This window comes from Methylophaga sp. UBA2496 (assembly GCF_002341635.1).
GTDB lineage: Bacteria > Pseudomonadota > Gammaproteobacteria > Nitrosococcales > Methylophagaceae > Methylophaga.
This window is the reverse complement of record NZ_DDOK01000007.1, coordinates 322,402-341,064: the sequence shown is the minus strand read 5'-3', so window position 1 is coordinate 341,064 and position 18,663 is coordinate 322,402. Positions and strand designations below refer to the sequence as shown.

At 46.4% G+C, this 18,663-nt stretch carries 18 protein-coding genes; 6 read left to right on the top strand and 12 right to left on the bottom strand.

Annotated features, from left to right (window positions below):
• Nucleotides 1-77: 77 nt before the first annotated feature.
• Both B2W60_RS11540 and B2W60_RS11535 read left to right on the top strand, forming a co-directional pair.
• The gene (locus tag B2W60_RS11540) at nt 78-704 is read left to right on the top strand and encodes a hypothetical protein (protein ID WP_292360429.1); all 627 of its coding nucleotides are present in this window, start codon (nt 78-80) and stop codon (nt 702-704) included.
• Between the two features lie 270 nt (nt 705-974).
• The gene (locus B2W60_RS11535; RefSeq protein ID WP_292360430.1) at nt 975-1,781 is read left to right on the top strand and encodes a DODA-type extradiol aromatic ring-opening family dioxygenase; all 807 of its coding nucleotides are present in this window, start codon (nt 975-977) and stop codon (nt 1,779-1,781) included.
• Between the two features lie 106 nt (nt 1,782-1,887).
• Here the strand turns inward: B2W60_RS11535 and B2W60_RS11530 are convergent, their stop codons facing one another.
• On the bottom strand, nt 1,888-2,757 hold the full coding sequence (locus B2W60_RS11530) for a LysR family transcriptional regulator (RefSeq protein ID WP_292360433.1): 870 nt from the start codon (nt 2,755-2,757) through the stop codon (nt 1,888-1,890).
• 107 nt (nt 2,758-2,864) lie between these two features.
• Here B2W60_RS11530 and B2W60_RS11525 point away from each other — a divergent pair, with 107 nt between their 5' ends.
• The gene (locus B2W60_RS11525) at nt 2,865-3,734 is read left to right on the top strand and encodes a cation diffusion facilitator family transporter (protein ID WP_292360436.1); all 870 of its coding nucleotides are present in this window, start codon (nt 2,865-2,867) and stop codon (nt 3,732-3,734) included.
• A gap of 73 nt (nt 3,735-3,807) precedes the next feature.
• Nucleotides 3,808-4,317 carry a flavodoxin gene (locus B2W60_RS11520; protein ID WP_292360438.1) on the top strand — a complete coding sequence of 170 codons (510 nt, stop codon included), beginning with the start codon at nt 3,808-3,810 and terminating at the stop codon, nt 4,315-4,317.
• A gap of 721 nt (nt 4,318-5,038) precedes the next feature.
• On the opposite strand, the gene B2W60_RS11515 is transcribed toward B2W60_RS11520, so the two are convergent.
• The 6 genes from B2W60_RS11515 to B2W60_RS11490 form a co-directional block, all read right to left on the bottom strand.
• Complete coding sequence (locus B2W60_RS11515; RefSeq protein ID WP_292360442.1) at nt 5,039-5,329, bottom strand: CcdB family protein; 291 nt, start codon at nt 5,327-5,329, stop codon at nt 5,039-5,041.
• Between the two features lie 9 nt (nt 5,330-5,338).
• On the bottom strand, nt 5,339-5,494 hold the full coding sequence (locus tag B2W60_RS11510; RefSeq protein ID WP_292360444.1) for a type II toxin-antitoxin system CcdA family antitoxin: 156 nt from the start codon (nt 5,492-5,494) through the stop codon (nt 5,339-5,341).
• 147 nt (nt 5,495-5,641) lie between these two features.
• Nucleotides 5,642-7,087: a bifunctional D-glycero-beta-D-manno-heptose-7-phosphate kinase/D-glycero-beta-D-manno-heptose 1-phosphate adenylyltransferase HldE gene (gene hldE, locus B2W60_RS11505; RefSeq protein WP_292360445.1), complete on the bottom strand. Its 1,446-nt coding sequence runs from the start codon at nt 7,085-7,087 to the stop codon at nt 5,642-5,644.
• 30 nt (nt 7,088-7,117) lie between these two features.
• Nucleotides 7,118-8,155 (bottom strand): lipopolysaccharide heptosyltransferase I, encoded by a 1,038-nt coding sequence (waaC, locus tag B2W60_RS11500; RefSeq protein WP_292360447.1) that lies wholly within the window; start codon nt 8,153-8,155, stop codon nt 7,118-7,120.
• A 28-nt stretch (nt 8,156-8,183) separates the two neighbouring features.
• Entirely contained in the window at nt 8,184-9,140 is a 957-nt protein-coding gene (locus tag B2W60_RS11495; RefSeq protein ID WP_292360449.1) for a homoserine kinase, read from the bottom strand.
• A gap of 27 nt (nt 9,141-9,167) precedes the next feature.
• Entirely contained in the window at nt 9,168-9,503 is a 336-nt protein-coding gene (locus B2W60_RS11490; RefSeq protein ID WP_292360451.1) for a DUF2782 domain-containing protein, read from the bottom strand.
• Between the two features lie 92 nt (nt 9,504-9,595).
• Here B2W60_RS11490 and polA point away from each other — a divergent pair, with 92 nt between their 5' ends.
• Nucleotides 9,596-12,310 carry a DNA polymerase I gene (gene polA / locus B2W60_RS11485; protein ID WP_292360453.1) on the top strand — a complete coding sequence of 905 codons (2,715 nt, stop codon included), beginning with the start codon at nt 9,596-9,598 and terminating at the stop codon, nt 12,308-12,310.
• A gap of 605 nt (nt 12,311-12,915) precedes the next feature.
• Here polA and xerC read toward each other — a convergent pair.
• The 5 genes from xerC to lptM are packed head-to-tail and all read right to left on the bottom strand — an operon-like array spanning nt 12,916 to nt 16,739.
• Nucleotides 12,916-13,812 carry a tyrosine recombinase XerC gene (gene xerC, locus B2W60_RS11480; RefSeq protein WP_414673278.1) on the bottom strand — a complete coding sequence of 299 codons (897 nt, stop codon included), beginning with the start codon at nt 13,810-13,812 and terminating at the stop codon, nt 12,916-12,918.
• 1 nt (nt 13,813) lies between these two features.
• Nucleotides 13,814-14,524 carry a DUF484 family protein gene (locus tag B2W60_RS11475; RefSeq protein ID WP_292360456.1) on the bottom strand — a complete coding sequence of 237 codons (711 nt, stop codon included), beginning with the start codon at nt 14,522-14,524 and terminating at the stop codon, nt 13,814-13,816.
• Nucleotides 14,500-15,348: a diaminopimelate epimerase gene (gene dapF / locus B2W60_RS11470; protein ID WP_339612390.1), complete on the bottom strand. Its 849-nt coding sequence runs from the start codon at nt 15,346-15,348 to the stop codon at nt 14,500-14,502. The genes B2W60_RS11475 and dapF overlap by 25 nt, the downstream gene beginning before the upstream one ends.
• A gap of 4 nt (nt 15,349-15,352) precedes the next feature.
• Nucleotides 15,353-16,606, bottom strand: coding sequence for a diaminopimelate decarboxylase (gene lysA, locus B2W60_RS11465; RefSeq protein WP_292360458.1), 1,254 nt, complete (start codon nt 16,604-16,606; stop codon nt 15,353-15,355).
• A 4-nt stretch (nt 16,607-16,610) separates the two neighbouring features.
• Entirely contained in the window at nt 16,611-16,739 is a 129-nt protein-coding gene (gene lptM / locus B2W60_RS11460) for an LPS translocon maturation chaperone LptM (protein ID WP_292360460.1), read from the bottom strand.
• A 202-nt stretch (nt 16,740-16,941) separates the two neighbouring features.
• Here lptM and pilB point away from each other — a divergent pair, with 202 nt between their 5' ends.
• Nucleotides 16,942-18,660, top strand: coding sequence for a type IV-A pilus assembly ATPase PilB (pilB, locus tag B2W60_RS11455; protein WP_292360462.1), 1,719 nt, complete (start codon nt 16,942-16,944; stop codon nt 18,658-18,660).
• Nucleotides 18,661-18,663: the final 3 nt, after the last annotated feature.

Genomic DNA, 18,663 nt, shown 5'->3' with positions numbered 1-18,663 from the left:
GCAGATTTAACTTTAAATACATGAATTATTTTCTGCTTTACAGCTTCTTGATGCTTGATATTTGATAGGAACAGTTAATGAAACTATTGAAGAATATGGAAAGTTTAATAATTTTTTTCGTTACGATAGTTTCTGTAATTGTCATAACGTCCTACTCTTTAGCTTACTTTGCTTTCAATTGGACTATTTCAAAAAATCCTTCTGATTGGGGAGTATTTGGTGATTTTTTTGGTGGTATTTTAAACCCTTTAATTGCCATAGCTGCACTGATAACACTTATTAGAGCTGTTAAACTTCAAAAATCAGAATTTCTAGCCACTCGCAATCATTTAGAAAACGAAGCAAAAAAAAATGAGCTATATCGACTCATTTCCGGCTTGGAACAAAAAATTGAATCACATTTACAAATCGATGTAAAAAATGATTCTGGTGAAGAAGTACTTACTTTTGGTCCTCTAAATCAATTTTTGAAACCGGGATGGGCTCCGCCCAAAAAAACATTCGTATCTTTAGGAAATTCTAATTTATGTACTTCTATTAAGGACTACTCTGCTCAAATACTAAATTTGATAATAAAATTGGAAGATTTATTAAAAGAATATGATTCATTAAGCGGTGGAGAATCAGTGGTAGCTCAACATTTTATGGGGTTGTATCAAAAAACAAAGGAAGCATGCCAAGATCAAATTGGGGAAGCAAGGTAGGTTGGGTTGAGCTTGTGAAACCCAACATTTTGGCTTGAATATTCGATATTTGTTGGGTTTCATTGCATTCAACCCAACCTACCAAAAATACCTTGATAATTTACGGATAGTTTATTTAAAACCTCCGTGCCCTCTGTGTCTCTGTGGTTGATTAATTTTGATGAATATTAATTAAAAATCTGCGTCCATCTGCGTAATCTGCGGATAGATCTTTTTGAAACCTATGTGCCCTCTGTGTCTCCGTGGTTTATTTATCAGCGAGGAATCCCAATGAACAACCAACGTCGAGCATTATATTTATCACATGGTGGTGGACCGATGCCGCTGCTGGGCGATGAAAGTCATGAGGAGATGGTTAGCTGTTTGAAGAATATCGCGGCATCCATAGAACGCCCATCGGCAATCATTGTTGTCAGTGCTCATTGGGAACAAGCTTCTCCGACCATCACTTCTGGTGAAAATCCTTCGCTTATCTATGATTACAACGGGTTTCCCAAAGAATCCTATGAGATTGAATATCCCTGTCCGGGGAATCCTGCGTTATCACAATCAATGGCTGAAGTGTTGAAACAGGCTGGTATTGAAGCAAAACTTGATGATAGCCGAGGGTTCGACCACGGTTTGTTTGTACCGTTAAAAATAATGTATCCGGAAGCAGATATCCCCTGCGTTCAATTATCCTTGGTTAATAGTCTCGACCCTGAGCTGCATATCAAGATGGGACAGGCTTTGCAAACTTTGGGCGATCAATCCTTGCTGCTGATAGGTTCCGGGTTTTCCTTTCACAATATGCGGGCTTTTTTCACGCCGGAGACGGATGAAGCAAAAACCATGAATGAGTCATTCGAAGACTGGTTACTTGAAACGTGCTGTGATGAAAACCTGACTGAAACTGAAAGAGAGCAAAGGCTTATCAATTGGCAGTCTGCCCCTTATGCACGCTATTGCCACCCAAGAGAAGAACACTTGCTCCCCCTTCACGTCTGTTATGGATTTGCTGCATCGGCCTGTTCAAAATCATATGAATTACAGGTGCTCAATAAAAAAGCGAGCATGTATCTCTGGGCGGATCAGTAACCACAAAAATCTAATCTTTCTCTGTGCCCTCTGTGTCTCTGTGGTTTATTTTTTGGATGAACAATCTGCTTCCATCAGCGTAATCTGCGAATAAATCCTTTTACACCTACCAGCCTTTAAATTCATGGGTTAACGCATGCGTGACACGATTTTTTAACCAGGTCGCGACCTTGCGGTTTGCCTGTCGGGATAAGCATTGGAAATACGTGGCAGACAATGCCGTTTCGGTTGCCAGGCTGACCAGCTGTTGTTGTTTGAGGTGGGTTTGAATCAGCGTTGTGGGCAATATGGCCCAGCCATCGCCACGTAATACGGCGTCTCTGATTAATTCATACATCGTAAGGCCTGAATACTGCCAACCTATCTGGTTCTGAATGACCAGCTGCCCGTTTTGCAGGAAGGTCAGACAGATCTGTGTGTACTGGCTTAAATCGCTTTCTGTCACCTGGGCCAGATTGGCTAGCGGATGGGCTGGACTGACAACGGTTCGCTGTTCGATCATGCCAAGCCGAAAATTGGGATCTACCGCGTTATTGACGCCAAAGCTGATATCGACAATTCCATTATCAATAAACTCGTTATGCTCTTGTGTGGGTAATAAATAAACCGAGGTGGAGGTTTGCGGAAATTCGACATGCAAATCATGCATGCACTGATGCCAGAAGATTTCTGGCAATGCATCATCCCGTGCGACTCGGAGCTCTGATTCGATACCTTCCAGATGCTGATTACTAAGCTGTCTGATACGGTTGGCGGATTGCAATAAACGTTGACTGTCCGCCAATAAAGATTGTGCAATGGGAGTTATCTGCAGGCTGTTGCCAGTGCGTTGAAAAAGGTGGATTGCCAGCTCATCTTCCAATGCAGAAACCGCAGCACTTACCGTGCTTCGCCGCATTTCTAATGCGATAGCGGCGTTGGCGAAAGACCCGCATTCCGCTGTTTTTACAAACGCTTCAACTTGTTCAATACGCATAGCTAGTCCACTTTAAAATTTGTTTAGCACCAACTATATTGGCGCTGAGCGATTTTGTCGAATACCCGCTTGCCTCTAAAGTACCTGCCATTACTTGGAGAACAGTTATGCGGAAAAATAGTGAACGGAAAGTATTAATGGTATCGGCAATATCCGCCGCCTGCTTTTCGATATCGGGGCTTATCCTGGGCTTACTGAGCGGTTCAGTGATGATTTTATTTGATAGTGCGTATTCATTGCTGTCGTTAGCGTTGGCCTCCTTGTCTTTGCTGGCCTTGAAGCTGGCAAATCAGCCTGCGAACAATGACTATCCTTTTGGCCGACTGACCATTGAACCGATTGCGATCCTGGTAAAAGGTGTAGTCATCGCCCTGGTATGTTTTGTATCAATGATCTTTGCGGTGGTCAGCCTGTTGCAGGGTGGTAGAGAGGTCAATCTGGATCTGGCCCTGGTGTTTGGCGTCGTCAATGTTATCGGTTGTGCGATTACCTGGGCTTATATCAAGCGCCGCAAAAAGGATGTGAAAACGTCGCTGGTCGACGCTGAACAGCGTCAGTGGCAGATGGATACCTGGTTAAGCACGGCTGTGTTGTTGGGCTTTATCGCCACATTTGTGATTATTCATACGCCTTATGCGGATTACGCTCGCTACGCCGATCCACTGATGGTGCTTATCATTTCCGGTTATTTTTCCTATATTCCGGTTCGAATGATTGCCCAGGCTTTACGTCAAATACTGTTTGCCGCACCGACTGATGATCTGCGTGCACAGATTGATGCACAGTTAACGACTAGTGGTGTTCAGCCTCACAAACCTTTACGTATTGCCCAGGTAGGAAGCTTTCTGATTGCTCAGTTACCAGCAAGGCTGGATGCGAATGTTCATGAACTGATGCACATTGCTATCAATGAGATAGCCGAACAACAGCAACTGAAGTTGTTGTTGGTTCAAGGTGTTCACATTCAGCAGGACTGAGTAACTTTTCAGTTGACCCCGCAAATAGTAATAATTATCATTTGCATCTTTATATTGTTCCAAGAGGTGCATCATGGTTGCAATTGTCTACGGGTCAACAACAGGGAATACCGAAGACGCCGCCAAAAAAATTCAGCAATTCTTTGGCGCGGATAAAGCCGAATTATTTGATGTGAAAGATGCCGGATTAGCGGCCATTGAGTATTTCGACAAATTCATTTTTGCCCTGCCCACCTGGGACTATGGTGAAGTTCAAGCCGACTGGCAAGATGTCTGGGATGAGATTGATACCACGGACTTTACTAATAAAACGGTCGCTTTTGTCGGAATGGGCGATCAGTTTGCCTACGCAGAATGGTTCGTGGATGCCATGGGCATGTTGCACGATAAAGTGGTGGCAAAAGGTGCCAATGTTATCGGTTACTGGTCTACGGAGGGTTATGACTTCGAAGCATCCAAAGCGCTCACCGAAGACAAAAGTTCGTTTGTGGGTTTGGCACTGGATGAAGACTGCCAACCAGAACTTACTGCTCAACGCGTTGAACAGTGGTGCAAGCAGATTAAACCAGCTTTTTTATCGTAGTTTTGGTTAAGCCTGTAAAACTCAACGCTCTTCATTTGCTCTTTTTGTGCTTTAGGGGTTTATTACATTCAACCTTTTGAATACTATGTGATTTAAACTATTTTATAAAAGGAAGGGACGCCATGAAACTCATTAATGCTGCATTTGGATGTATCTTAACTTTTGCACTTAGTACACTCACAACCGCTCAGGCAGATACATCGAAAACCTTTCAGTTATTCATAAAAGAGATTGTTGAAACCTGTATCAACGCACCGGAGAATGCTTCTTCGATCTTAACCGCACACGGCTTTCAGACTGATGGCGTTAAAGGGAGAGCTCAGCACCCGGTTCATACATGGACGATAGATCAGCGAGTGCTCAGTATGCGACCTCCCGAGCAAAGTCAACGTAACGGGTTATGGGGCCCCTGTAAGATCATTGCAAAGCCTGCTTTTAGCCGAGAAGAGGCAGCGGAACTCATCGACCCCATCTTCCCTGTAATCCCAAATCCTCCGGGTAGTCTGCCACCAAAAGGCACGTTTGGCGGGCAGTGGTGTCCGGAACCAGCTCAAGTGCTAAGTTATACACTCTCCAGACCTAATACAGGCGAATTCTATATCGCTCGCAATACCTCAACTTCCTGCTGAAAAATCTGCAAAACTTTGAAATCTCAGATTCCGACGGATTCTTTTATCCTTGTTGGGCTTCGCAATCCAGTGGTCAGCAAACTTGATTCAACTCAAATACCCTTGATCGCAAAGTATAATGCCATGATGATTTCATCACGAAAGTGATTTAAAGAACCAATAGGATCTTTTAGTAAATAGGCAGGGATAGAGGCGATTTGCGGTGTGAGTAGTAGAAGTTTCTCACCTTCATATTTAATTTCTGGCGTTAGATTAGCCAGATTTTTGAAGTTTTTCCGTCTTCCAAGCGGAATAACGATTCTGGTGACGATTTCTGAGATAACGAAGCTTTGAATATCAACTCTAAAAAGAAATGCATTACAGTTGGGTTTGATAAACTTCAAATTGCGCCATTAAAACTCTCTGAATTCATCTCCAAAACAGCCATGCTCATCAACAAACTCATTGTAAGCTTGAATGGCATTTTTATTTTCTTCGGCCCATTTTTCAGTATTGAATTGAGCCAATTTTTCTTGTTTAAGAGGGAACAAATCATCAGAGTTCATCATATTGCCAACAGCTAGGTTAGAAAAAAATTACGGTAAAGAATAATTAAATGAAAATCTAATCTTTCTCTGTGCCCTCTGTGTCTCTGTGATCTATTTATCTTAATAAATAATCTGCGTCCATCTGCGTAATCTGCGGATAAATATTGTTTATCTATCCTGATGAATCTTATTCACAATCGCCGTGGTGGAGCAGTTTTCGGTTAAGCCCATCACTCTGACTTCACCGCCATAGCCTTCGACAATTTCCCAGCCAACCACGCCTTTTTTATCGTAGTCGCCGCCTTTCACCAGGATATCCGGCTGAATTTCTTTGAGCAGTGTTTCCGGGGTATCACCTTCAAAGACGCTGACCCAATCCACATCTGCCAGGCCTGCCAATACGATCTGACGACGATCCGCAGTGTTAATCGGACGGCCTTTGCCTTTGAGTTTGGTGACGGATTCATCAGAGTTAATGGCAACAATCAATCTATCGCCCTGAGCGCGCGCCTGATGCAGATAGCTGACATGACCGGCATGCAGAATATCGAAACAGCCATTTGTAAAGACGATTTTTTCGCCACGCTTTTTGGCTTGGTCGACGGCAATTTTTAATTGCTCGACCGTCACCGCACCGGCAAAGGAATGATCACTTTGATGGGTGCCCTGATGGCGTTGGTATTCGGCAAACAGTTCGGGTTCACTGACGGTCGAGGTGCCCAATTTGCTGACCACAATACTGGCGGCAACATTGGCTAAGGTTACGGCTTGTTGCAAAGACTGTCCGGCTGCCAGTGCGGCTGCCAGCGTGGCAATCACAGTATCCCCTGCTCCGGTGACATCGGCGACTTCTTTGGCAATGGCTGGTAAATGGAATTCGGTATTGTCATTGGTTATCAGCGACATGCCCTGTTCACTACGGGTGATTAATACGGCTTTAATATCGTAGTCGGCAATCAGTTTTTTGGCTTTTTCTATCAAGTCAGCTTCTGACTGAATTTCGCCCGTCACCGTTTCAAATTCGGTGAGATTGGGGGTGATTAAATCCGCACCACGGTATTTACTGAAATCATTACCTTTTGGATCCACCAGCACGGTCATGGCATTGGCTTTAGCCAGTTTAATCCATTGTTGTGGATCGTGAAGCGTGCCTTTGTCGTAATCCGACAGGATCATCACCCCGCCATTAACCAGCAATGGTGCGACTCTGTCGGCCATACCTTCACAGCTTTCGATGGTAAATCGGCTTTCAAAATCCATCCGCAACAGTTGCTGATGCGCACTGATAATGCGGGATTTTATGATGGTGGGATGCTGTGTGGTTTGATGAAACGCACATTCGATACTGACAGAACGCAGTCGTTCTTCTAAAACCTGAGCGGCTTCATCCTGACCGGTAATGCCTGACAGGCTGCATTTAGCACCCAGCGAAGCAATATTCATTGCGACATTGGCGGCCCCGCCCGGAATATCTTCCAAACGTTCAATATTGACCACCGGCACCGGCGCTTCGGGTGAGATGCGTTTGGTTTTGCCGAAATAGAAACGGTCCAGCATCAAATCACCAACGACAACAACATTGGCCTGCCGAAAATCCGGGAATGCATTTTTCATAACGTTTGAATTATTGATTAGGGAAAGCGGTTATTGTGCGGCTAAAAGCGGTTGCAGTCCATGCCAAACCATTTCCGGTGTCATTTCGGTCATGCAGACGGGTTCGCCATTGCGTGAGGCGGGTAAAGGGCATTTGCGTTTGTAACATGGGGCGCAGTTAAAATCGCTGACCAGATGCTGCTGATGTTTGCCATAGGTGCCAATCAGCGCTGTGTCTGTCGCACCGTATAAGGTTAATGCCGGCGTTCCGGCCACGGCAGCAAGATGGGCCAATCCGGTATCACTGCATACCGCACCTGCCGCATGGTGCATAATCGCTGCGATATCGTTTAAGCCTAAACGCGGTAAGGCAAACGCCATTGGATCGACCGAGGCAATCTGTTGAGCACGCAGATATTCTTCATTATTGCCGCAAGGCAATAGCACCGCGTAACCTTCGGCTCGCGCCTGAAACACCAATTGCTGCCAGAAATTAATCGGCCAGAGTTTGGTCAGCCAGCTGGCATTGTGAACAAACATCAGATAACGCTCGGGTAAGGCAAACTCGAGCTCCGGTAACGGATATTTACTGAAATTCGCCGCGTATTTTGCGGGCGTTTTAGGCAGCGGATAGTCCAGCGCCTTTGAGAGGATCTGCCGCATCCGATCCACGGCATGTTGTTGTGGATTAACCGTTATTGGATATTGATAGGCCAGATGTGCCGGACGTTCACGACAGGATTCCTTGTCCAGTCCATAGACCGGACCGCGACGTAATTTACTGACAAGTGCGCTTTTCAGATTATTCTGCATATCAACGACAGCATCATAACCATCCAGATTCAAATCACGATAAAACTGACGTAATTCACCACCGGTCAGCGTTTGCCAGGCGGATTTCTTCCAACGACGATGTGAGGTGGTGATGACTTTACGAACATTTGGGTGCCATTTGGGTACTTCGGCAAAGGCTTCATCGACCACCCAATCAAATTCAATGCCAGGAAAGGCTTTGGCCGCATCGGTCAACGCCGGTAAGGCATGCATTAAATCGCCCATGGAGGTGAGCTTGATGATTAATACTTTCATAAACGGAAAAACGCTTGATGAAATAACATCAAGCGTTTTGCAAAGTATTTAAAGACAATGGGTTGTGCCGATGCTGCTGCAGGATTTTCAAAAATGCATCGGGATTTTTAATCTGTGTCATTTCACCTTCACGCGGGAAAAGCTGATCCTGCAGACGTGACAGCCAGAAACGTAATGCTGCGGCACGACAAACCAGATTCCAGTTGGATTGTTCGGCTTCGTTGAGTTGACGGCGTTGCAGATAGGCATCCATCAAACGCTGATAGCGCTCGTGATCAATCAGCCCCTGTTCATTAACACACCAGTCATTAACCGCCACGGCCAGGTCATATATCAGAAACTCATCGCAGGCATAGTAAAAATCAATAATGCCTTGCAGTTCATTGTCGACAAACAGGGCATTATCGCGGAATAAATCCGAATGGGTGACACCCCACGGTAATTCCAGATCGCTGTAATGTTGCTGAAAATCGAGTTCTGCCTTGAGCATTTGTGCCTGCTCAGCGGACATATGTGGCAATAAGGTTTCGGCCATCGATTCGCGCCAGTCGGCACCCCGTTGCGTTGCCCGACGATGTTTAAATTTCTCACCGACCAGATGCATCTGTGCCAGCATATCGCCGATGGCTTCGCATTGGCCCAGCGTGGCAAGCTGATCGACAGTATGCCCCGCCAAACGCATAACAAGCGCTGCTGGACGACCGCATAAGGACTTGAGGTAATTCCCCTGTTTATCTTCAGCGGGATGTGCCGAGGGAATGCCATGCTTGAAGAAAAACGTCATGACTTCGAGGAAATAATCCAATTCGGCAAATTCATGCTGCTCGAACAGGGTAAGCACAAATTCCCCCTGGTCAGTGGTCACAAAATAATTGGTGTTTTCGATTCCGGCAGAAATGCCCTGGTAATCAATCAGATTACCAACGGCATACTCGCCGATAAACGCAATTAATTCATCGCGCCCGACTTCGGTATAAACAGACATGAAAATCTCAGTTAACGGGAGTTTTTGTTACCATTCCAACAGGATCCAGTTCGGCACTTCCGGATTGGCAAGGTTATGTTTGGTCGTTTCCAATGAACCATCGCCGTCAGTATCCATCAGGTAATATGAAGGACCGATATCCGGGGTGATTTTGATCATATAGAGCTGACCATTGACGCGGTATTCTTCGATGGTGCGATCTTCTTCCTGAATAATGGTAATTTCAGGTTCGATGCTTTCGCCATCCTGCAAAGGTGGCGGCAATACTGGAGGTTCAGTCAAATCAGGACCGGCAGCACCTGCCCAGGCACTTCCAGTGATCATCGCGCTGATTGCGCATACAATGGCGAACGGTTTTAACATGACTTAGCTCCACTAAATTTCCGATAAAGATAGCATTTCCGCTACGATGATTAAAGCAATCTGTTTGCCACTAATTTCAGGCCTTGTGAACTATGACTCAAACTGCACCACTTATACTCGTTGATGGCTCATCCTACCTGTATCGCGCTTATCATGCGATGCCGCCACTGACCAACAGCGACGGCGAATCAACCGGCACAATTTATGGCGTCATCAACATGCTGCGTAAATTAATCCGTGACTATCATCCTGAACATATGGCCGTGGTATTTGATGCCAAGGGCAAAACGTTTCGAAATGATCTGTATGCCGAATATAAAGCCACCCGGCCGCCAATGCCGGACGATTTACGCGAACAGATAGCACCTATTCACGAAATTGTTAAAGCCATGGGTTTGCCGCTGCTGTGCATTGATAACGTGGAAGCCGACGATGTAATTGGCACGCTGGCAAAACAGGCTACCGCTGCCGGAATTGAAACGGTGATTTCCACCGGCGACAAGGATATGGCGCAGCTGGTCAGCGAGCATGTGACGCTGGTCAACACCATGAATAACAGCAAAACCGATATCGCCGCCGTAAAAGAAAAGTTTGGTCTGACACCACAACAAATCGTCGATTATCTGGCGTTGATGGGCGATAAGGTAGATAACATTCCCGGCGTTGACAGTGTTGGTCCGAAAACCGCGACTAAACTGCTGCAGCAATATGGCAGTTTGCAGGGTGTTATCGAACATGCTGACGAAGTGAAAGGCAAGCTGGGTGAGAAGTTGCGCGCAGCCGTTGATGCTTTGCCGCTCTCCTATCAGCTCGCAACCATCAAGATGGATGTCGAGCTGGATTTCACCCCGGAAACGCTGGATATGCAGGCAGCGGATAACCAGAAACTGGCTGAACTTTATCGTCGTTACGAATTTAAAAGCTGGTTACAGGAATTAGACTCTGCGCCTGTTGCTGCGGCTTCGACAAAAACGGATGAACCTGCCACCAGCAATGAAACCTATTACGAAACCATTCTGACACAGCAACAGCTGGATAAATGGCTGGCAAGACTCAAAAAAGCCGAATTGTTTGCCTTTGATACCGAAACCACCAGCCTCAATTATCTGCAGGCACGTATCGTCGGTATGTCATTTGCCATTCAAGCGGGTGAAGCCGCTTATCTGCCGCTGGCACATGATTATCCAGGCGCACCGCAACAATTGGATTTTGATGCCACATTGGCGTTGATCAAACCGTTGCTCGAAGATCCCAAGGCGCTGAAAGTCGGGCAAAACCTGAAATACGATCGACATATTCTGCTCAATCATGGCATTGATTTGCAGGGCATTGCCCATGACACCATGTTGCAGTCCTATGTGCTCGACAGCACCGCCACTCGTCATGATATGGATTCACTGGCAGAAAAATATCTGAATCGCAGCACCATTCATTTTGAAGACATTGCCGGTAAAGGCAAAAAACAACTGACCTTTAATGAAATCGGTTTGGAAGAAGCCGCGCCGTATGCCTGTGAAGATGCCGATATCACCTTGCAGCTGCATCACATCTTGTGGCCAAAAGTGCAGGCCATTCCGTCGCTGGAAAAAGTATATCGTGAACTGGAAATGCCGCTGCTGCCGGTGTTGAATACACTGGAACGCAATGGTGTGCATATCGATATCTTTATGCTGCAACAGCAAAGCGATGCCTTGGCACATGATATCGACCGGCTGGAAAAAGAAGCGCATGTTTCTGCTGGCACCAAATTCAATCTGGGATCGCCCAAGCAATTACAGGAAATTCTCTACGACCAGCAACAATTGCCTGTTCGTAAAAAAACGCCCAAAGGCCAACCATCGACTGCAGAAAATGTGCTGCAAGAATTGGCGGATGATGGTTATGAATTGCCGCAAATCATTATGAATTACCGCAGTTTAAGTAAGCTCAAATCCACCTACACCGACAAACTGCCGCAGCAGGTCAATCAGCAGACTGGCCGCGTACATACCTCCTATCATCAGGCGGTGACTGCGACCGGAAGATTATCTTCTTCCGATCCGAATTTACAGAATATTCCGATTCGCACTGAAACCGGTCGTAAAATCCGTGAAGCGTTTGTGGCTGGGAAAGGTGCCAAGATCCTGGCAGCCGATTATTCACAAATTGAATTACGCATCATGGCGCATTTATCCGGCGATAAAAGCCTGTTGACCGCGTTTGCCGAAGGTGAAGATATCCATCGCCATACGGCTTCTGAAATCTTCGGTGTGGAACCGGAAAACGTCACAGGTGATCAACGTCGCAGTGCCAAAGCCATCAACTTTGGTCTGATTTACGGTATGTCTGCCCATGGTCTGTCGAAACAACTCGGTATCGAACGTCATCAGGCTGCCAAATATATGGAAACCTATTTCGAACGCTATCCCGGCGTAAGAAACTACATGGACAACACCCGCGAACAGGCCAAAAAAGACGGTTACGTTGAAACCATTTTCGGCCGGCGTTTATATCTACCAGAAATCAACTCCAGCAACGGCCTGCGTCGCCAGTACGCGGAACGCACCGCCATTAACGCCCCAATGCAGGGCAGTGCTGCAGACATTATCAAGCGCGCAATGATTTCCATTCATGACTGGCTGCTCGAAGCCGATACCGGCATCCGTATGATTATGCAGGTACATGATGAATTGGTATTTGAAGTACCCGAGGATCAGCTTGATTTGGCTAAAACTGAAATCGAGCAGTTTATGATTAAAGCTGCAGAACTTGCCGTACCGTTAGAAGTTGGTATTGGAGTTGGGGATAATTGGGAACAGGCGCATTAGCTGGATTATTAACCACAGAGACACAGAGACACAGAGACACAGAGACACAGAGGACACTGAGACTTTAAAAGATTTTATCCGCAGATTACGCAGATAGGCGCAGCTCCCAAAGGCTTTCCTTGAATCCCCTTTTGTGTTGGGGGATAAAATGGTTATCGCAGGATTAGAAATCGGAATGTTTGAGCGAAGCGACAAATTTGTCTGGAACAAATTTGGACGCCGGAGGCGCCCGAAGGCGAAATTATGCTCTTAGTTTCATTCCTCAAATTAAGATTTATGTCGCTCTCGCGAGTCAGGGGCTTGCGTGCCCAAGCCCCTAACAACCCAAGGGCCCCCCTTGAACTGGCCTGCGGCTCCACTGCGTTGTGTTTTTTGTCAGGGAGTCTTACCAAACTCGCTGCGCTCAAACAGGTAAGCCTCAATTTCCTGACAAAAAGCCGCTACTCGTCAGTTCAAAAGGGGATTTAGGGCATAACCATTGAGCTCTGTGCCTGTATCAATTTATATTTTTTTATGTTTCTCTCTAAAAATCTGCGCCCATCTGCGTAATCTGCGGATAGATTTTTAAGAACCTCCGTGCCCTCTGTGCCTCTGTGGTTAATATCCTAAGAACGTTTCTTAGCCCGAGGATGCGCAGCATCATAAACCTTTGCCAGGTGCTGAAAATCCAGATGAGTATAGACCTGAGTCGTGCTGATATCCGAATGCCCCAATAATTCCTGAACGGCTCTCAAGTCGCTACTGGATTCCAGCATATGCGAGGCAAATGCATGACGTAACCGATGCGGATGCACATGTTCGGAGATACCGTGTTTTTTACCCCAGAAAGCCAGACGCTGCTGGATGGAACGAACCCCAAGTCGTTTGCCTTGTTGGCTGGTGAATAATGCGGGTTGTTGATACAGACCGTTCTGATCACGTTTATCGAGCCAGACTTTTAACGCATCAATCGCGGTGCGGCCAATCGGCAGAATCCGTCCTTTATTACCCTTACCGGCTATAACATGCACCAGCTGCTGGCCGAAATCGACATCACGTAGATCCAATGCCGCCAGCTCTGCCAGTCGCAGGCCGGAGGAATAAAATAATTCCATAATCGCCCGATCCCTGCAGGCGACGAAGGTATCCGCGGGTGTGCTATCAAGTAAGGAATTCATCTGATCGACATCAAGGGTTTTCGGTAAACGTTTTTCAGCTTTGGGTGCCTGTACTGATTGCGCCGGATTATGATCCACCAGACCTTCTTTGAGCAGATAGCGATAAAAACTGCGAACAGCTGAAAGTAAACGATGAATACTGCGAGCGCTCAGACCTTTTCGATGCAGCCGGGCAATAAATAAACGAATATCTGCCGGTTTGAGTTGTTGCCACTCGGTAAATGATTGCTGTTGGCAGTAATCAACTAACTGCTGACAATCGCGCTGATAATTGAGTACGGTATGCGGTGAAACCCGGCGCTGCTGCTCCAGATACTGCAGAAAATCCTGCAGTGGTGTTTGCAGCTCAGCTGTCATTCTGGCCGTGACAGAAACGACGCATTAACCGCATAAATACTTCGCCGAGAAAACTTAAATATTCAGTGCCCATATCGGCATGGAAGCGATTGGCATCACTACTGGCAATGGCGAGCAAACCGGCGCAAGGCGTGTGGCCTAACGGTAAACAGGCGACCGAATGGACTACATCGGCCTTTTCACCGAACAATAATTGTTTCTGCGCTTTGGTCAGTCGGCCACAAACCGGTTGCTGTTTGGCCAGAATATGGTCAAAGGCTTTCAGTTGGCTATCATCGGCATGTAATTCGGCAATATTGCCTTCAACAGGCGGTAATTTCGGTTTTTGTTCACCGCTGTAAAACAATCTTAACGACACTTCGTCAGCCGAGAATTCTTCTTTTAATTGTTGCATCAAAGTGGCCAACAGGCCTTGTAGATCATGGCAATCCATTAGTCGCAAGCAGAGTTGATGCACTCGTTGTTGCAACGCGGCATTGCTATGAGCATTATCAATTAACGCATGCAATTGATCATGCAGATGCTGATTTTTCTGGCGTAATTGCTGCCGCTGTCGTTGCGCCAGCGAAATCGTGCCTTCAGGTGATTTATCGAACTCAAGTTCAGACAATAAGTCAGGCTGCTCGATCAGAAAATCTGTGTGCTGTCGTAAAAATTCACTGACCTGTTCAGCGTTTACAGATTGTTGAGTGTTGCCCACGCAATTTCTCCATCAAATACATGTTGTGCCGGTCCGGTCATCCATACTGAGGAATCCTCATCAGGCCAGCTGATTTCTAATGTGCCGCCCGGTAATAAAACACTAACCTGCCGCCCAAGTATTCCACGACGAATGCCGCTTACTACTGCCGCGCAAGCCCCAGTACCACAAGCTGTTGTTTCAGCAGAGCCACGCTCATAAACGCGTAATTTAATATGTTCATGATCTACCAGCTGCATAAAGCCGACATTCACCCGTTCCGGAAATTGGGCATGGCTTTCTATTTTCGGACCCAGCTCACCGACGGGCGCTTTTGCGACATCGTCTACCAACAAAACAGCATGCGGGTTACCCATTGACAGTGCAGCGATTTCAACCTGATGGCCTGGTTCAACCACCAGCATATAGGTATTGCTGGCTTCAGGTGTTTTAAAGGGGATCTGTTCAGGTGAAAAGCGTGGTTTTCCCATATCAACACAAACCTGACCATCGCTCTGTAAAGTCGGATAAATCACGCCAGAGGCAGTCTCTACGGCAATCGAATCTTTGTCGTTCAGGCCGTTATCACGTACATATCTGGCAAAACATCGCGCACCATTGCCGCATTGGGAGACTTCCCCGCCATCTGCATTAAAAATCCGGTAACGGAAATCCACATCAGGTCGCTCTGATTTTTCCACCAGCAATAGCTGATCACAGCCGATACCAATATGCCGATCGGCCATAAAGCGAATTTGCTCAGTGGTCAGCTGCACAGACTGATTGATGGCATCAATGACCACAAAATCATTTCCCAGACCATGCATTTTGCTGAATTTCAACATAGGGTTAATCCTGCAATATCTGCTCACCAGCATAAAGGCTTTCAACAGTTTCCCGTTGACGCGCCACATGCATGGTTTCGCCGTCAACCATTATCTCTGCTGCCCGTGGACGTGAGTTGTAATTTGAACTCATGGTAAAACCATACGCTCCAGCAGAACGAATCGCCAATAAATCTCCGCTTTGGATTGCCAGACTTCGATCTTTGCCTAAAAAGTCGCCGGTTTCACAAACCGGGCCGACTATATCAAAGTCTTGTTCTGCTTCATCTGAGCGAGGTTTAACCGCTTCAATCGCCATCCATGATTGGTATAACGCCGGTCTGAGTAAATCATTCATAGCCGCATCAACAATTGCGAAGTTTTTGGCTTCTGTGGCTTTGATATATTCCACTTTGGTCAGCAAAATTCCGGCATTGCCAGCAATTGCCCTTCCTGGCTCCAGCATAATTTCCAATTCACGTCCATTTAATAAACCATGCATCGCGTGAGCATATTCAGCCGGAGTGGGCGGTGTTTCGTCGCGATAGCAAATACCCAGTCCACCACCAATGTCGAGATGCTTGATCATAATGCCCTGTTCTGCCAACGCGTCAATCAGTGCTAAAACTCGCTGCAATGCATCAACAAACGGGGAAACAGAAGTCAGCTGCGAGCCAATATGGCAATCCACGCCGATTATCTGCAGGTTAGGTAATGATACTGCCTGCTGATAAACATCTAACGCATCATCAATCGCAATGCCAAATTTGTTTTCTTTCAGTCCGGTCGAAATATACGGATGGGTTTGTGCATCAACATCCGGATTGACACGAATAGAAATTGGAGCCGTTTTTCCAAGGCTGACGGCGACGTCGCTGATACGTTGCAGCTCAGGAACCGATTCCACATTAAAACAACGGATGCCGATGTTCAGGGCGTAGCTGATTTCTTCAACCGTTTTGCCGACACCGGAAAAAACCGTTTTTTCTGCTTTACCGCCAGCGGCAATCACTCGTGCCAATTCACCGGCAGAAACAATATCAAAGCCGGATCCCAATCTGGCAAGCACATTGAGCACGGCAAGATTTGAATTGGCCTTGACGGCATAGCAGACCAGGTGCGGATAGGCTTTAAACGCATCGTCAAACGCTTTCCAGTGCTGTTCTAGTGCCGCTCTGGAATAGACATAGGCAGGTGTGCCAAACTCCGCCGCTAATTCGGTCAGGGATTGCTGCTCAGCGTATAATTCACCGTGTTTTTGTACGAAATAATCTTGCATGTTTTTAGGAAACCTTCACAGTATTGGCCTGGCCTTCCGGCAGGTATAAATCGCCCTTCAGACCACATGAAGTGAGTATTGCCACGGTACTAAGAACTAAAGCCAGAACTTTCCAGCCAGATATTTTCCGCATGATGTCTTCCCCGATGCTTTAATGGCAGGCAGTATACACAGGAAATTCCGTGACAGGCCCACATTGGAAACTAGAATTTATTATTTAAGTTACATACTATTAGGGTCTGTTTATCTTTCACAGCCAGCAGTGATGATGATGAAATACAAACAGGCCCCAGCGCATTGAATGTAGGCATTATATTAAGGAATCGCGTCCCGTAATGGCAAATACAACAGCACCTATCCGGCTAAGCGGTCTCGCCAGGCGACTTGTAAGTGAAGGCTTGCTGAGTGAGGAGCAGGCCCAGACAGCCCAGGTCACCGCCAAACAGGCTTCTCAGTCCTTCGTAACCTATCTGGTCAATAATAAATTACTTAATAGTGATGTTATTGGTGCCATTGCCTCACAAGAATTTGGCGTACCATTATTCGATCTCGACAGCATGAACATGGAACTGGCACCGACCAGCCTGTTTCAGGAAAAACTTATTCGTCAGCATAATGCCTTACCACTGTTCCAACGGGGCAAACGTTTATATGTCGCGGTGTCAGACCCGACCAACCTGCAAGCTCTTGACGAATTTCAATTTAATACTGCGCTGAATACCTACCCCGTTCTGGTTGATGAACAAAAATTATCGGTCACCATCGAAAAAGCGCTGGATAACAAAAATCAGGTTTTAGATGATTTTGATGATGCCGAACTGGACGACATTGATCTGGGACCAGATGATGAAGCGGATCGCGGCGCTGAGCTGAGTGAGAAAAATATTGATGACACGCCTGTTGTCAGATTTATCAACGGTATTCTGACTCAGGCAATTAAAGCAGGCGCTTCAGATATTCACTTTGAACCCTATGAAAAAAAATACCGTGTTCGGGTGCGTATTGACGGTATTCTGCATGAAACCAAAACAGCTCCTGTCGCCTTAGGGGGACGTATAGCAGCCCGTCTGAAAGTACTTTCAAGAATGAATATTGCGGAGCGCAGGGTACCGCAGGATGGCCGGATGCGATTGAAAATTTCCAAATCCAAAGCCATTGATTTTCGTGTCAGTACCTGTCCGACCTTATTTGGCGAAAAAATCGTTTTGCGTATTCTGGATCCGACCAGTGCACAGCTGGGTATTGATGCATTGGGATATGAAGAAGATCAGAAAAAAATCTTTATGGAAACCATGCACAAACCCTATGGGATGGTGCTGGTTACGGGTCCGACCGGTAGCGGTAAAACCGTTTCGTTATATACCGCATTGAATATCCTTAATACCGATGACCGCAATATCTCCACCGCCGAAGATCCGGCTGAGATAAACCTTCCGGGTATCAATCAGGTCAATGTGCATCCGCAGATTGGTTTGGGATTTACCGAGTGCCTGAGAGCATTCTTACGTCAGGATCCTGACGTTATCATGGTGGGTGAGATTCGCGATCTGGAAACTGCTGAAATTGCCATTAAAGCCGCACAAACCGGCCATATGGTGTTTTCTACTTTGCATACCAATGATGCACCACAAACGCTGACCCGCCTTGCTAATATGGGGGTTCCAGCCTTTAATATTGCCTCTGCGGTGACGTTGATTATTGCGCAGCGTCTGGCACGTCGTCTTTGTCAGCACTGTAAAAAGGGAGAAACATTGCCAAAAGAAACCCTGATTGAAGAGGGGTTCAGCCCGGAACAAATTGCGACAGATTTCAAAGTTTACCATGCTGTCGGTTGCGAACATTGCACCGAAGGGTATAAAGGACGGGTTGGTATCTATCAAGTCATGCCCGTATCCGAAGCAATGGGACGTATGATCATGGAAGGTGGAAATTCGATTCAACTTGCAGATCAGGCAAAAGCTGAAGGGATTGATGATTTGCGTGCATCCGGTCTTAAAAAGGTCATGGCCGGAGCGACCAGTCTGGAAGAAATTAACCGCGTCATTAAGGAATAAATC